Origin of the sequence: Pseudoxanthomonas sp. OG2 (assembly GCF_014192765.1) — a bacterium.
Lineage (GTDB): Bacteria > Pseudomonadota > Gammaproteobacteria > Xanthomonadales > Xanthomonadaceae > Pseudoxanthomonas_A > Pseudoxanthomonas_A beigongshangi.
In genome coordinates this window covers 956,943-970,854 of sequence record NZ_JACHYM010000001.1, presented here as the reverse complement: position 1 = coordinate 970,854, position 13,912 = coordinate 956,943, and the positions used below count along the sequence as shown (strand labels likewise).

Sequence of the window (13,912 nt, the reverse complement as noted above, 5' to 3'; positions counted from 1 at the left end):
GGCGGCTGCGCATCGGGAACGTGTCGGTCCCGCGATGCGGCGAGACGCGAAGTGTGCGGCCAGCGCGCCGTTTTTGCACGTTCAGGAGCGGGCGAGCGCCAATGCGGTATCGTGCGCGCGTCAGTTGAATGCCGCCGTTCCGGCCCCCATCTGGCGATGCAACGAGTGAATGGAGACGAGCCATGAAACCGCGCAAGCTGTTGATCCTCACCCTGGCCGCCGTGACGGCCGCCGCCGCCGGCCTGGCGCTGGCGCAGTCCAAGTCCGGCAGCCAGGACGCCGACAAGTCCGGGTCCTCGCAGTCCGACTCCTCCGATGCCGACCGCAAGGCGCAGCGCCGGGCCGCCAACGAGGCCGCCGCCGCCGAGCGCGCCAAGCAGAAGGGCGAGCAGGGCAAGAAATCCGGCAGCCAGGAAGAGGAAGAAGAGCGCAAGCCCTGATTCCCGCCAAACCTTTGCCGCACAAGGCTTTCGAGCCTGTTCGGCACCCCCGGACGCCCCGCCTGAGCGGGGCGTTCGGCTTTTAGAAACCCGGCGTTGCCGGTAGACTATGGCTTTCCGGAGCCCTGCCAATGACTCCCCTTATTTTTGTCACCGGCGGCGTCGTGTCCTCGCTAGGCAAGGGCATCGCCGCCGCTTCGCTTGCGTCCATCCTCGAAGCACGTGGCCTGAAGGTCACGATGATGAAGCTGGACCCCTATATCAACGTCGATCCGGGCACCATGAGCCCGTTCCAGCACGGCGAGGTGTACGTCACCGACGATGGCGCCGAAACCGACCTGGACCTGGGCCACTACGAGCGCTTCGTGCGCACCCGGCTCAGCCGCAAGCATTCGATCACCACCGGCCGCATCTACGAGAACGTTATCCGCCGCGAACGCCGCGGTGACTACCTCGGCGCGACCGTGCAGGTGATTCCGCACATCACCGACGAAATCCGCCGCTGCATCGACGAGGCCACCGAGGGCCATGACGTGGCGCTGGTGGAAATCGGCGGCACCGTGGGCGATATCGAATCTTTGCCGTTCCTGGAGGCCATCCGCCAGATCCGGACCGAACGCGGGCCGGAGAAGGCGCTGTTCATGCACCTGACCCTGGTGCCGTTCGTGGCCGCGGCCGGCGAACTCAAGACCAAGCCGACCCAGCATTCGGTCAAGGAACTGCGTTCCATCGGTATCCAGCCGGACGTGCTGCTGTGCCGCTCCGAGCAGCCGATTCCGGATTCCGAGCGCCGCAAGATCTCGCTGTTCACCAACGTGCCCGAGCGCGCGGTGATCAGCGTTCCGGACGTGGACGTGCTGTACAAGATTCCGCTGGGCCTGCACGGGCAGGGACTGGATGAGATCGCCATCCGCCAGCTGCGCCTGGACGGCGCCCGCGAGGCGGACCTGTCCGAGTGGGAAGCCGCGGTCGACGCCACCCTCAACCCGCTGGACGAAGTCACCATCGCGGTGGTCGGCAAGTACGTCGATCACCAGGACGCCTACAAGTCGGTCGGCGAGGCGCTCAAGCACGGCGGTCTGCGCCAGCGCACCCGGGTCAACCTGAAGTGGATCGAGGCCCAGGAATTGGAAGACAGCGACATGTCGCTGCTCGACGGCGTCGACGGCATCCTGGTGCCGGGCGGCTTCGGTGATCGCGGTTTCGAAGGCAAGGTGCTGACCTCGCGTCACGCCCGCCAGACCGGCGTGCCGTACTTCGGCATCTGCTACGGCATGCAGGCGGCGGTGGTGGATTACGCCCGCCACGTGGCCGGCCTGGAAGGTGCCAACAGCACCGAGAACGACAAGCAGTCGCCGCACCCGGTGATCGCGCTGATCACCGAATGGCGCACCGCCAGCGGCGATGTCGAGAAGCGCGACGAGCGCTCGGATCTGGGCGGCACCATGCGCCTGGGCCTGCAGGAAGCCCGGCTCAAGCCCGGCACCCTGGCGCGCGAGCTGTACGGCAAGGACGTGGTGGCCGAACGCCACCGCCACCGCTACGAGTTCAACAACCGCTACCGCACCCAGCTGGAAGACGCCGGACTGGTGGTTTCCGCCAAGTCGATGGACGACCTGCTGGTGGAAATGGTCGAACTGCCGCGCGCGGTGCATCCGTGGTTCCTGGCCTGCCAGGCGCATCCGGAATTCCTGTCCACCCCGCGCGACGGCCATCCGCTGTTCGTCGGCTTCATCCGCGCCGCGCGCGAGCGCAAGGCCGGTGGCAAGCTGCTGAAGGAAGCGCGCGCCTGAACGTGCTCCGGACCGGTCGCGACGCGTCGCGATCCGGGCCGGTGTCCTGGTGTTACGGTCGCGACTGACGTCGCTCCTACGAGGTACTGCAATGAAACTCTGCGGTTTTGAAGCCGGCCTGGACAAGCCCCTGTTCCTGATCGCCGGTCCCTGCGTGATCGAGTCCATGCAACTGCAACTCGATGTCGCCGGTCGGCTCAAGGAAATCACCGGCAAGCTGGGGATGAACTTCATCTTCAAGTCCAGCTTCGACAAGGCCAACCGGACCTCCGGCACCAGCTTCCGCGGCCCCGGCATGGAAGAGGGCCTGAAGGTCCTGGCCGAAGTGAAGAAGCAGATTGGCGTGCCGGTGCTGACCGATGTGCACGAATACACCCCGATGGACGAAGTCGCCTCGGTGGTGGATGTGCTGCAGACCCCCGCCTTCCTGGTCCGCCAGACCGATTTCATCAGGAAGGTCTGTTCGGCCGGCCGCCCGGTCAACATCAAGAAGGGCCAGTTCCTGTCGCCGTGGGACATGAAGCCGGTCGTCGAGAAGGCCAAGTCCACCGGCAACAACGACATCATGGTGTGCGAACGCGGCGCCAGCTTCGGCTACAACAATCTGGTCAGCGACATGCGCTCGCTCAGCGTGATGCGCGATACCGGTTGCCCGGTCGTGTTCGACGCCACCCACTCGGTGCAGTTGCCGGGCGGGCAGGGCAGCAGTTCCGGCGGCCAGCGCGAGTTCGTGCCGGTGCTGGCGCGCGCGGCGGTTGCGGTCGGCGTGGCGGGCCTGTTCGCCGAGACCCATCCGGATCCGTCCAAGGCGCTGTCCGACGGCCCCAACGCGTGGCCGCTGGACAAGATGGAAGCGTTGCTGGAAACCCTGCTGGCGCTGGATTCGGTCACCAAGCGTTCGGCGTTCCTGGAACAGACGCTGTAAGCCATCCACGGACATGCGGCCGGCGATGAAATCGCTGTGGTTGCTGAGCATCCTGGGCATCGCGGGGGCAGGGACTCCCGCGCTCGCATGTTCGATCGGCAGTGGCATTCCCGAGGATGACCTGGCCGAAGGCTACCGGCAAAGCAGCCACGTCTTCGTCGCGCGCCTGATCCGCTACCGGAAAGTGGCGCCACCCGCGGGCGGCACCTACATGCGGGTCGAAGCGGACTACGAACTCGTCGAAGCCATCAAGGGGCGCCCGGCGGCGCACGGCGTGCTGTTCGAATCGGATCCGTACTCCCCGCTTCCGGGGCATGCGCCCGGGCCCGCCTGCGGACCTTGGCTGGTGCATGGGGAAAACGTGGGCACCCTGGCGCTGGTCATGGCGGATGATGATGGTGCGGTCGATGCGCGACACCTGCGCGTGCATCCGTTTTCGCGGCGCCTGTCGGCTCCGGAGCAGGGGATGGATGAAGGGCTGGAGATCATCCTGCGTCTCCATGAGCACTCCGCCTCGCCGAAGACGCGTTGAACGGTTTTGCGGGCGAGCGTGTGATTCGTACGACAAGCATCCACTGCGCACGTCATTGTGATTTGGCAGGGGCCAACCCGGTGGGGATAATCGAGGCGTGGCCGAATCCGGCTGTTCTTCTTTCATTTCCGGTGTTTGTCTACGCATGATCCGTATCCCCGGCGCTTCCCCGCGCACGCTCCGCTTCCAATTCTTCCGTCCTGTACCCACTCGTTTTTCCGGCCGTCGTTGCGCATGGGCGTTGGCGTTGGTCGTGGCCGGCATGTCGATGGCCCAGGCACGGGAATCCGACGCATGGAGGATGCCCGAAGACCCCGAGGATCTGGCCGGCTCCAAGGTATTGCCGCTGACCGAATCCGAACTGCCCGCATTCGCCGCCAGGGCCGAATCCGATCCCGCGCGTCGCGCCGAACTGGTCGACCTCCTGCGCAAGGCGTCCGTGGTGCCCTGGACGCCGGCCGAACGCGACGCCTTTGTCACCGAACTGGAGCAGCTCCGGCAGTGCGAAGCCGGACGTGGCCGTGAGGATCGCGACGACAGCAAGTTCGCTGAACGCATGGAGGCGGTGATGGCCTCGGGAGAACTGGAACGGCAGATCCGTGACTACGCCCGCCTGGTGGAGGTGCCGGAACTGGCGACTCCGCTTGACGCGCCAAGCTGTGGTCGCACGGAACTGATGAAGCAGATGCGAGAGCTGGCGATGCTGCCGATGGCCGCCTCCATGCTGGGGCCGCTGACCGGGCCGCGGGCCGCGCACCAGTTGCGCGGCGCCGGCATGGAACGGCTGTTCGGTTCGCAGATGATGGGTGGCCGCTGCGCCCCTTCGGAGACGTTCGTCCGCCTGTTGATGACCACACCGGACAACCCGCGCGGCCTGCGCACCGCCGACGACCGGTTGCGCTGCAAGACGGGACCGGCCTATTCGAGCGTGTGGAGCGAAGCCGAATACACGCGCCTGATGGCGGCGATGCCGCAGTTCAGGCAGTGCCTTGCGCGGGGCAACGACCATGGTTTCGACCTGGAGGGAGCAAACGCCCGCTTCGCCGGCAGCCCGGAACTGCCGCGCCTGTTCAAGGCCGCCTACGAACTGCTGGCCCATGTGGGTATCTCGAAGTCGTTCGGCTACGAGCTGCCGGCCGATGCCCAGGGGCGCGCCAATGACCTGCTGGCCGGCATGCTGAACGTCGGAACGATGGTCGAGCAGTATCATGAAGGGGCTGAAATCAGCTCGCCGGCGGGCGCGCGCCAATTGCAGGCCACTGGCCTGCTGGCCCTCTACATCGCCCGTCTGGCCCCGGAAACCTGTAACCTTCCGAACGATTTCGTCCCCTTACTCAAACTGAACAGTCTGGCCGACCCCTCATGACCACGATCGCCAAAGTCCACGCCCGCGAAATCCTCGACAGCCGCGGAAATCCCACCCTCGAAGCCGAAGTCACCCTGGCCGACGGCTCGTTCGGCCGCGCGATGGTGCCGTCCGGCGCCTCCACCGGCACTAAGGAAGCGGTGGAACTGCGCGATGGCGACAAGACCCGCTACCTGGGCAAGGGCGTGCGCAAGGCGGTCGAGAACGTCAACGGCCCGATCGCCAATGCCCTGCATGGCTTCGATTCGGCCGATCAGGAAGGCCTGGATCGCCGTCTGATCGACCTGGACGGCACCGAGAACAAGGGGCGCCTGGGCGCCAATGCGCTGCTGGGCGTGTCGCTGGCCAACGCCCATGCGATGGCCGCCTCGCGCAAACAGCCGCTGTGGCGCTATCTGGCCGGCGGCGACGCGGTGACCTTGCCGGTGCCGATGATGAATATCATCAACGGCGGCGCGCATGCCGACAACAACGTGGACTTCCAGGAGTTCATGGTGCTGCCGGTGGGCTTCGACTCCTTCGCCGAGTCGCTGCGCGCGGGCACCGAAATCTTCCATTCGCTCAAGTCGGTCCTCAAGGGCCACGGCCTAAGCACGGCGGTGGGCGACGAGGGCGGCTTCGCCCCGGACTTCCGCAGCAACGTCGAAGCGCTGGACACCATCCTGGAAGCCATCGGCCGCGCCGGCTACACCGCCGGCGAGGACGTGCTGCTGGGCCTGGACGTGGCCTCCAGCGAGTTCTTCGACAACGGCAAGTACCACCTGGTGGGCGAGGGCAAGCGCCTGACCAGCGAGCAGTTCGTCGACTTCCTGGCCGACTGGGCCGCCCAGTACCCGATCATCACCATCGAGGACGGCCTGGCCGAGGACGATTGGGCCGGCTGGAAGCTGCTGACCGATCGCATCGGCAACAAGGTGCAGTTGGTCGGCGACGACCTGTTCGTCACCAACCCGAAGATCTTCAAGGAAGGCATCGAGTCCGGCACGGCCAACGCCATCCTGATCAAGGTCAACCAGATCGGCACCCTCAGCGAAACGCTGGAAGCCATCGCCATGGCCCATCACGCCAACTACGCGGCGATCGTCTCCCACCGCTCCGGCGAAACCGAAGACACCACCATCGCCGACATCGCGGTGGCGACCACCGCCACCCAGATCAAGACCGGCTCGCTGTGCCGCAGCGATCGCGTGGCCAAGTACAACCAGCTCCTGCGCATCGAGGAAGCACTGGGCAGCGCGGCGCGCTATGCCGGCCGCAACGCCTTCGTCTCGCTGAAGAAGTAAGCCATGCGCCGACTGGTCTGGCTGCTGCTGGTACTGGCGCTGCTGCTGGCCTGGCTGCAATACCGGTTCTGGTTCGGCGCGGGCAGTTCGGGTGAAGTGGTCGCGCTGGAAAGCCAGGTGGTCGTGCAGAAACGCGAGAACGCCGGCCTGCAGGAACGCAACGACGCGCTCGCCGCCGAAGTCGAGGACCTCAAGTCCGGCGAGGCGGCGGTCGAGGAACGCGCGCGTAGCGAACTGGGCATGATCAAGCCTGGCGAGAAGTTCTACCGCGTGGTGGAACCGACCGCACCGGTGCCGGCGCCGCCCGTGGCCACGGAGGACGGTGAAGCTGCCGCCGAACCGGCCCCGATCGCCGAACCGGAGCACCAGCCCTGATGGCCGGGATCTGGGCGGTGATTCCCGCCGCCGGGCGCGGCACGCGCTTCGGTGGCGAGATTCCCAAGCAGTACCTGCGCGTGGCCGGCCGGCTGTTGCTGGAACACACGCTGGAGGCGCTGTTCGCGCACGATGCCGTGCTGGGCGCGGTGCTGGCGTTGTCGGCCGAGGATGCGGACTGGCCGGGCTGGACCTCGTTCGCCGGCCGGCCGTTGCTGACCTGCACCGGCGGCGCGACCCGCGCCGAGTCGGTGCTGGCCGGGCTCAACGCGCTGCCCGACGACGTGCGCGCCGACGACTTCGTGCTGGTGCACGACGCCGCACGGCCCAACCTCGGGCTGGCCGATCTGGCCCAGTTGCTTGAACGCGGACGCAACGACCCGGTCGGCGCCATCCTCGCCGCGCCGGTGCGCGACACGCTCAAGCGGGCCGGCGACGACGGCGGTATCGACGGCACCGAACCGCGCGAGCGGCTGTGGCGTGCCTTCACCCCCCAGCTGTTCCGCCGCCTGCACCTGCAACGCGCGCTGGAAGCCGCAGCCGGCAATGGCATCGAAGTCACCGACGAGGCGATGGCGATGGAGCGGCAGGGCCTGCGCCCGCTGCTGATCGAAGGCGCCGAGGACAACTTCAAGATCACCACCCCGGCGGATCTGGCGCGCTTCGAGTTCATACTGGCCCAGCGCGGCCGCTGACGCTTCCGGCAGGAGCGCCGTCCCGGCGCGGCGCTTCTCCCGGTGACAACCCGGCTTCTTTTTTGTTGGATATGCACATGCACGACCTTCCTTCCATCCGCATCGGCCAGGGATTCGACGTCCACGCCTTCGGCGATGGCGACCATCTGATGCTGGGTGGCGTGCGCGTGCCGCACGATCGTGGCGTGCTGGCGCACAGCGACGGCGACGTGGTGCTGCACGCGCTGTGCGACGCCATTCTCGGCGCGCTCGCGCTGGGCGACATCGGCAAGCATTTCCCGCCTTCGGATCCGCGCTGGAAAGGCGCGGACAGCCGCCATTTCCTGCGCCACTGCAATGCCCTGATCGGCGAGCGCGGATGGCGCGTCGGCAACGCCGACGTCACCGTGATCGGCGAACGGCCCAAGGTCGGCCCGCACGCCGACGCGATGCGCGCCGCCATCGCCCAGGACCTGGAAACCGACATCGACGCCATCGCCATCAAGGCGACCACCACCGAGAAGCTCGGCTTCACCGGCCGTGGCGAAGGCATCGCCGCGCAGGCGGTGGTGCTGCTGGTGCGTGCGTGAGCTCGGATCTGCCGCGCGCCTTCGGCGCATCGGTGCTGGCGGCGCGTTTCCGCGCCACGCCGGAGGATTTCTTCGTCGAGGAACTGCCCGGGTTCGAACCCACCGGCGAGGGCGAGCACTTGCTGCTGACCGTGCAAAAGCGCGGCATGAATACCGCCTTCGCGGCCAAGCGCATCGCCGCCTGGGCCGGACTGCAGGAGATGGCGATTGGCTATGCGGGCCTGAAGGATCGCCACGCGGTGACCCGCCAGCGCTTCAGCGTGCACCTGCCCAGGCGCAATGCCCCTGACATCGCCGCCCTCAACGCGGACGACCTGCAGGTGCTGGAATCGACCTGGCATAACCGCAAGCTGCCGCGCGGCGCGCTGGCAGGCAACCGTTTCGTGCTGGTATTGCGCGATGTGCGCGGGGATCGCGCGGAGATCGAACAGCGTCTGGCGGACATCGCCGCGCAGGGTCTGCCCAACTGGTTCGGCGAACAACGGTTCGGCCGCGACGGCGGCAACGTCGCCGCGGCGCTGGCGATGTTCGGTGGCCGCCGGGTGCGCCGCGATCAGCGCTCGATGCTGCTGTCGGCCGCGCGTTCGGAGCTGTTCAACCGGGTGTTGACCGCCCGCATCACCGCGGGCAACTGGAACCAGGGCATGGACGGCGAAGTGTGGATGCTGGACGGCAGTCGCAGCGTATTCGGCCCGGAGCCGTGGAACGACACCCTGGCGCAGCGCCTGGCCGCATTCGACATCCACCCCAGCGGCCCGCTATGGGGCGCCGGGGAACTGCGCAGCACCGGGGAATGCCGTGAACTGGAACTGGCCGCGCTGGCCGACGATACCGCCCATCGCTTGCGCGGCGGACTCGAGCAGGCGGAGCTGCGCCAGGAACGCCGCGCGCTGCGCCTGCGCCCGCAGGCAATGGCCTGGGAATGGCTCGCCGACGACGTGCTGTCGCTGGGGTTCGCGCTGCCGCCGGGCAGCTACGCCACCGCGCTGCTGCATGAGCTGGGCGAAGTCGTGGAAGCGGATCGCGAGGCGCAGGCATCCTGAGCGGGCGGCCGCGCGTCATGCGCGAGGGCATGGCGGAGCGGGGCCGGTGGTTGCCGCATGCGTCGATTCGATGGGCGTCCTGTATCGCGCCGACCCGTCAGCGCCGCGCCAGCAGCACCAGCACCGCGCCGGTCCCGCCCTGCGTGGCGGGCGCGGAATGGAACGCCAGCACGTCGCCACGCTGGCGCAACAGCCGATCCACCAGGTTCTTCAGCACCGGAATCTCGCGCTCGTTGCGACGGCCCTTGCCGTGGATGATGCGCACGCAACCATGCTCGTGCGCATGGGCCTCCTGCATGAACTGGCGCAGCAGGCGTTCGGCCTCGGCGGCGGTGGCGCCGTGCAGATCCAGTTCGTCCTGGGCCGAGAACTGGCCCTTGCGCAGGCGCTGGAACACCCGCGGCGGCACCTTGTCGCGGCGGAAACTGAGTACGTCGCCGGCCTCCAGCAGCGCCAGGTCGTCCAGCCCGCGCTGGAACTCGCTGCGCGCGTCCACCTCGTCGCGTTCGGCCATGCGCGCGGCGGGGCGCGGCTTCGGCGGCCGCGGAGGCGGCGCGGCGTCCGCCATCGGCTTCACCTCGCCGATGGCCTGGCGGAACAAGGCGGCGTCGTCGTCTTCGGGGGGATCGGACATGGCCCACAGCGTAGCGCGGCGGGCGCGTGACGCAAGCGCGGGAAGCGGTCATCCGCTTCCGGTATCATGGGCCGTCCCCCGAGGAAGCACATGCGCGTACTTGTCAGCAACGATGACGGCGTCGACGCCCCCGGCATCCGCATTCTGGCGGAGGGGTTGCGCGAGGCCGGCCATGAAGTGTTCGTCATCGCGCCGGATCGCGATCGTTCCGGCGCCAGCAACTCGCTCACCCTGGATCTGCCGATCCGGCTCAAGCGGATCGACCACTACACCTGCAGCGTCGCCGGCACGCCGACCGACTGCGTGCACCTGGCGCTGACCGGCATGCTGGAGTTCGAACCGGACATCGTGGTGTCCGGCATCAACAATTCCGCCAACCTCGGCGACGACGTGATCTATTCCGGCACCGTGTCGGCGGCGATGGAAGGGCGCTTCCTCGGCCTGCCGGCGGTGGCGATGTCGCTGGTCTCGCGCAATCACGAGCCGCGCCATTTCGAAACCGCCGCGCGCGCCGCGGTGGAGATCGTCGCCCGGCTGAAGGCCGATCCGCTGCCCGCCGACACCATCCTCAACGTCAACGTGCCGGATCGCGCGTGGAGCGAAGTGCGTGGCTTCGAGGTCACCCGGCTCGGCAACCGCCATCGCTCCGAACCCTGCGTGACCCAGCAGGATCCGCGCGGCAACACCGTGTACTGGATCGGCCCGGCCGGTCCGGAACAGGATGCCGGCCCGGGCACCGACTTCCATGCCGTGCGCATGGGCAACATCTCCATCACCCCGATCCACGTCGATCTGACCCGCTACCAGGCGCTGGAAAAGGTCGCCGGTTGGGTCGATGGCCTGACCTCCTCGCTGGAGAACCCGGCGTGACCCCGCGGCTGCGCCTGCAACCGGAAGCCGTGGGCATGGGCATGACCTCGCAGCGCGTGCGCGATCGCCTGGTCGAGCGCCTGCGCGAGTCCGGCATCCGCGACGAGACCGTACTCAACGCCATCCGGCTGGTGCCGCGCCATCTGTTCGTCGACGAGGCGCTGGCCACGCGCGCCTACGAGGACACCGCGCTGCCGATCGGCCACAGCCAGACCATCTCGCAGCCGTGGGTGGTGGCGCGCATGACCGAGGCGCTGCTGCAGGGCGCGCCGAAGAAGGTGCTGGAAATCGGCACCGGTTCCGGCTACCAGGCCGCGGTGCTGGCCGCGCTGGGACTGGAGGTCTATACCGTCGAACGCATCGGCGACCTGCTGCGCCAGGCGCGCAAGCGCCTGCGCCAGCTCGGCATGAACGTGCGCAGCAAGCATGACGACGGCCGCATCGGCTGGCCGGAACATGCGCCGTACGACGGCATCCTGGTCACCGCCGCCGCGCCGGCGCTGGTCAACGCGCTGATCGATCAGCTGGCGGTGGGTGGTCATCTGATTGCCCCGGTTGGCGGCTCCGGTTCGCAATCGCTGGTCAAGCTGACCAAGCGCGAGGACGGCAGCGTGCAGGAGGAAACCCTGGCGCCGGTCGTGTTCGTTCCCCTGTTGTCCGGCACCCTGGACTGATCGCGGATGCAGATCTTCAAACCGTTGTACGAGCGCGCGATCCAGTGGGCCCGGCATCCGCGCGCGCCCGCGCTGCTGACCGGGTTGAGCTTCATCGAGGCGATCATCTTCCCGGTGATGCCGGAGGTGATGCTGGCCCCGATGTGCGTGGCCAATCCGAAGCGCTCGCTGTGGTTCGCCACCCTCAGCCTGGCCGGCTCCATGGCCGGCGCGCTGGTCGGTTACGCGCTGGGCCACTACGCCTTCGAGGCGCTCAAGCCGCTGTTCGCCGCGTTGGGCATGCTCGACAGCATCGAGGCGGGTATCGGCCTGGTGAAGGCCAAGATGGCCGAGTCGCCGTGGGCGGTCTTCACCTTCCTGGTACTCGGTGGCTTCATGCCCATCCCGATGAAGGTGTTCACGTGGGCGTCGGGTATCGTGGGCGTGCCTATGCTGCAATACGTGCTCAGCATGCTGATCGGACGCGGCAAGCGGGTGTACCTGCTGGGCATCGCGATCCGGTTGGGCGGGGCGCGTGCCGAGGCGGCGCTGCGCCGCTGGATCGAACCGGTGGGCTGGATTGCCACCGCACTGGTGGTGGCGTTGGTCGGCTGGTTGATCTGGCGCGCCTCCACCTGATTCCTGGTATCCGCAGAAGGTGAGTGAACGGATGACGAAAGCCACACGTGCCCTTGTTCTGAGCATCGCGGTGATGGCCGGCCTGGCGGCCTGCCACAGCACGGTGGTCCGGCAGACCGGTTCCTCGGGTGGTGGCAGGATCGTGTCGCAGCCCAAGTACGGGCAGACCGTGCGCGTGCAGCGCGGCGACACCCTGTACGGCCTGGCCTTCCGCAACGGCATCGACTTCCGTGATTTGGCCGCCTGGAACGGCATCGGCTCGCCTTACACGATTTATCCCGGCCAGACCCTGCGCCTGTATCCATCCTCCGGCAGCCGCCCGCCGGCCAGCACCGGCACCGCCACGGCGGGTACCACGCCGCGTCCCACGACGCCGCCGGCCACCAGCGCGCCCAAGCCGCCACCGCCACAGGCCGCACCGGTCAGCAGCGGTTTCAACTGGCGCTGGCCCGCGGACGGCCACGTGATCGGACGCTTCATCGCCGGCGACGCCACCAAGCAGGGCATCGACATCGCCGGCTCCGGCGGCCAGGCGGTGCGCGCCGCCGCCGACGGCGTGGTGGTGTATTCCGGCGCCGGCCTGGTCGGCTACGGCGAACTGATCATCGTCAAGCACAGCGAAGCCTGGCTGTCGGCCTATGGTCACAACCGCAAGCGCCTGGTCAACGAAGGCCAGAACGTGAAGGCCGGGCAGCAGATTGCGGAAATGGGCAGCTCCGGTGCCGCCCGCGAGATGCTCCACTTCGAGATCCGCTACAACGGCAAGCCGGTGGATCCGCAGCTGTACCTGCCCAAGCGCTGAGCTTTCCTTCCTGCGGGCGAAACACCCGTCGCGACTGAAGTCGCTCCTACAATGGTGGGTTCATGCGAGGCTGCCTTGCGCATGGGCCAAGCCCTGTAGGAGCGACGTAAGTCGCGACCGGAAATCATCGGCACGCCGCAGGCCAGCGACTCACATCACGCCCGCCACTGCATATTGGGTCTACGCCACGGCGCCATGACCACTCCTGTGGGAGCGACGTCAGTCGCGATGCCTTTTGAGCGGAAGCCTATCGGGTCGCGACTTACGTCGCTCCTACAGGGAATGTGGCGGTTGCATGCACAACGAGGTGCGCCGGGTGTGATCGTTGCCCCAGGTGCGGAAGCCCGCCGTATCGATGTGGATGTGTCCGGTGGAATAGAAACCCAGGCCCATTCGCAAAGCAGGTCCATGCCGCCGCCAGTAGCCGCACAGACGTTCGGGTGCGACCGCAGGATCCAGATCCAGATCGAGCGCGCGGTTGCGCAGATGCTGGCTGCGCGTGCTGCCGCCGGAACAGGCATTGGTGTGCGCGTCGCGCCAGCCGGAGCGGATGCGCCGGCCATCCACCAGCCCTTCCGTCTGGAGTTGCCGCAGCAACCGCAGGGTCGGCAGGATCCCGGCCCATTCGGCCTGGGGCGGCACGGCGAACTCGGCGGCCTCGCACCGTTGCCAACGCCGCGAGGTCCGCAGCAGCGACGACAACGGCATGACCTCGGCCACGCCTTGTGACGCCAGCCAGTCTTGATAGGCGCCAGCCTCGGCGGCGTGGTCGCGGTGCCAGCGGGCGAAGCGCTGTTCGACGGTTTCCGGCGGGAACAGGGCGCGCTGGCAGGCGGCCAGCAGAAGCAGCGACAGCAGCGCGATCAGCGCCCGCCGCCGGTTCACTCGGCAGGGGTGTCCAGCAGGAACCCGGCCACCACCCGGCGCGATTCGCTGGCCAGCACGTTGAAGGTGCGGGCGGCGGCGGCATTGGTCATCACCTCGATGCCCACGCCGCGGGTCAGGCCGGCGGCCATGACCGCGGCCGGCGGAAAGATCTGGCGGTCACCGGTCCCCAGCAGGATGACCTCCGGCTGCAATGCCAGCAGGGGGGTGAGGTCCTCGGGCGTCAGCGAGGCGACGTCGCGCGGGCCCCAGTCCTCGCGCAGCTCCGACGGCGACAGTACGAAGCTGGCGGTCAGCACGCGATCGTTGACCTTGGCGCTGCGGCCGTCGGCCGCGCGCAGGGTGTAGGCGTAATCGGGGAGTTCGTGGCTCAGTTGCATGGGAGGCGACTCGGAGCCGGGCAGGCCG

At 67.9% G+C, this 13,912-nt stretch carries 17 protein-coding genes; 14 read left to right on the top strand and 3 right to left on the bottom strand.

All coding sequences use genetic code 11. The features are described 5' to 3' along the window. The first annotated feature begins 182 nt into the window (after window positions 1–182). The 10 genes from FHW78_RS04585 to truD all read left to right on the top strand — a co-directional run bounded on the left by FHW78_RS04585 (window position 183) and on the right by truD (window position 9,021). Window positions 183–440 (top strand): hypothetical protein, encoded by a 258-nt coding sequence (locus tag FHW78_RS04585; protein ID WP_141456058.1) that lies wholly within the window; start codon window positions 183–185, stop codon window positions 438–440. A gap of 131 nt (window positions 441–571) precedes the next feature. Beyond that, window positions 572–2,233 carry a CTP synthase gene (locus tag FHW78_RS04580; protein ID WP_141456059.1) on the top strand — a complete coding sequence of 554 codons (1,662 nt, stop codon included), beginning with the start codon at window positions 572–574 and terminating at the stop codon, window positions 2,231–2,233. A gap of 91 nt (window positions 2,234–2,324) precedes the next feature. Continuing rightward, window positions 2,325–3,158, top strand: coding sequence for a 3-deoxy-8-phosphooctulonate synthase (gene kdsA, locus FHW78_RS04575; protein ID WP_183638299.1), 834 nt, complete (start codon window positions 2,325–2,327; stop codon window positions 3,156–3,158). A 25-nt stretch (window positions 3,159–3,183) separates the two neighbouring features. Next, window positions 3,184–3,690 carry a hypothetical protein gene (locus FHW78_RS04570; RefSeq protein ID WP_183638295.1) on the top strand — a complete coding sequence of 169 codons (507 nt, stop codon included), beginning with the start codon at window positions 3,184–3,186 and terminating at the stop codon, window positions 3,688–3,690. 97 nt (window positions 3,691–3,787) lie between these two features. Continuing rightward, window positions 3,788–5,056 carry a hypothetical protein gene (locus FHW78_RS04565; RefSeq protein WP_183638292.1) on the top strand — a complete coding sequence of 423 codons (1,269 nt, stop codon included), beginning with the start codon at window positions 3,788–3,790 and terminating at the stop codon, window positions 5,054–5,056. Next, window positions 5,053–6,339 carry a phosphopyruvate hydratase gene (gene eno, locus FHW78_RS04560; protein WP_183638289.1) on the top strand — a complete coding sequence of 429 codons (1,287 nt, stop codon included), beginning with the start codon at window positions 5,053–5,055 and terminating at the stop codon, window positions 6,337–6,339. Before FHW78_RS04565 ends, eno begins: the two co-directional genes overlap by 4 nt. Window positions 6,340–6,342: 3 nt before the next feature. Then, window positions 6,343–6,714: a cell division protein FtsB gene (gene ftsB, locus FHW78_RS04555; protein WP_183638287.1), complete on the top strand. Its 372-nt coding sequence runs from the start codon at window positions 6,343–6,345 to the stop codon at window positions 6,712–6,714. Next, complete coding sequence (gene ispD / locus FHW78_RS04550; protein WP_183641131.1) at window positions 6,711–7,409, top strand: 2-C-methyl-D-erythritol 4-phosphate cytidylyltransferase; 699 nt, start codon at window positions 6,711–6,713, stop codon at window positions 7,407–7,409. Before ftsB ends, ispD begins: the two co-directional genes overlap by 4 nt. A 77-nt stretch (window positions 7,410–7,486) precedes the next feature. Then, entirely contained in the window at window positions 7,487–7,978 is a 492-nt protein-coding gene (ispF, locus tag FHW78_RS04545; RefSeq protein WP_183638283.1) for a 2-C-methyl-D-erythritol 2,4-cyclodiphosphate synthase, read from the top strand. After that, the gene (gene truD, locus FHW78_RS04540) at window positions 7,975–9,021 is read left to right on the top strand and encodes a tRNA pseudouridine(13) synthase TruD (RefSeq protein ID WP_183638280.1); all 1,047 of its coding nucleotides are present in this window, start codon (window positions 7,975–7,977) and stop codon (window positions 9,019–9,021) included. Before ispF ends, truD begins: the two co-directional genes overlap by 4 nt. A gap of 97 nt (window positions 9,022–9,118) precedes the next feature. Here truD and FHW78_RS04535 read toward each other — a convergent pair whose 3' ends face one another. After that, window positions 9,119–9,655 carry a Smr/MutS family protein gene (locus FHW78_RS04535; protein ID WP_183638276.1) on the bottom strand — a complete coding sequence of 179 codons (537 nt, stop codon included), beginning with the start codon at window positions 9,653–9,655 and terminating at the stop codon, window positions 9,119–9,121. 90 nt (window positions 9,656–9,745) lie between these two features. Here FHW78_RS04535 and surE point away from each other — a divergent pair, with 90 nt between their 5' ends. Genes surE through FHW78_RS04515 form a run of 4 tightly spaced genes read left to right on the top strand, consistent with a single transcriptional unit; the run spans window position 9,746 to window position 12,619 of the window. Beyond that, window positions 9,746–10,525, top strand: a complete 780-nt coding sequence (gene surE, locus FHW78_RS04530; RefSeq protein WP_141456067.1) for a 5'/3'-nucleotidase SurE — start codon at window positions 9,746–9,748, stop codon at window positions 10,523–10,525. After that, a complete protein-coding gene (locus FHW78_RS04525) occupies window positions 10,522–11,199 on the top strand; it encodes a protein-L-isoaspartate(D-aspartate) O-methyltransferase (RefSeq protein WP_183638273.1) in 678 nt (225 codons plus the stop codon). The genes surE and FHW78_RS04525 overlap by 4 nt, the downstream gene beginning before the upstream one ends. A gap of 6 nt (window positions 11,200–11,205) precedes the next feature. Beyond that, window positions 11,206–11,817, top strand: coding sequence for a YqaA family protein (locus FHW78_RS04520; RefSeq protein ID WP_183638270.1), 612 nt, complete (start codon window positions 11,206–11,208; stop codon window positions 11,815–11,817). Window positions 11,818–11,848: 31 nt separating this feature from the next. After that, a complete protein-coding gene (locus tag FHW78_RS04515; RefSeq protein WP_183638267.1) occupies window positions 11,849–12,619 on the top strand; it encodes a peptidoglycan DD-metalloendopeptidase family protein in 771 nt (256 codons plus the stop codon). A gap of 273 nt (window positions 12,620–12,892) precedes the next feature. Here FHW78_RS04515 and FHW78_RS04510 read toward each other — a convergent pair whose 3' ends face one another. Continuing rightward, window positions 12,893–13,504: a D-Ala-D-Ala carboxypeptidase family metallohydrolase gene (locus FHW78_RS04510; RefSeq protein WP_183638264.1), complete on the bottom strand. Its 612-nt coding sequence runs from the start codon at window positions 13,502–13,504 to the stop codon at window positions 12,893–12,895. Then, window positions 13,501–13,884 carry an Mth938-like domain-containing protein gene (locus FHW78_RS04505; RefSeq protein WP_183638261.1) on the bottom strand — a complete coding sequence of 128 codons (384 nt, stop codon included), beginning with the start codon at window positions 13,882–13,884 and terminating at the stop codon, window positions 13,501–13,503. The genes FHW78_RS04510 and FHW78_RS04505 overlap by 4 nt, the downstream gene beginning before the upstream one ends. Window positions 13,885–13,912: the final 28 nt, after the last annotated feature.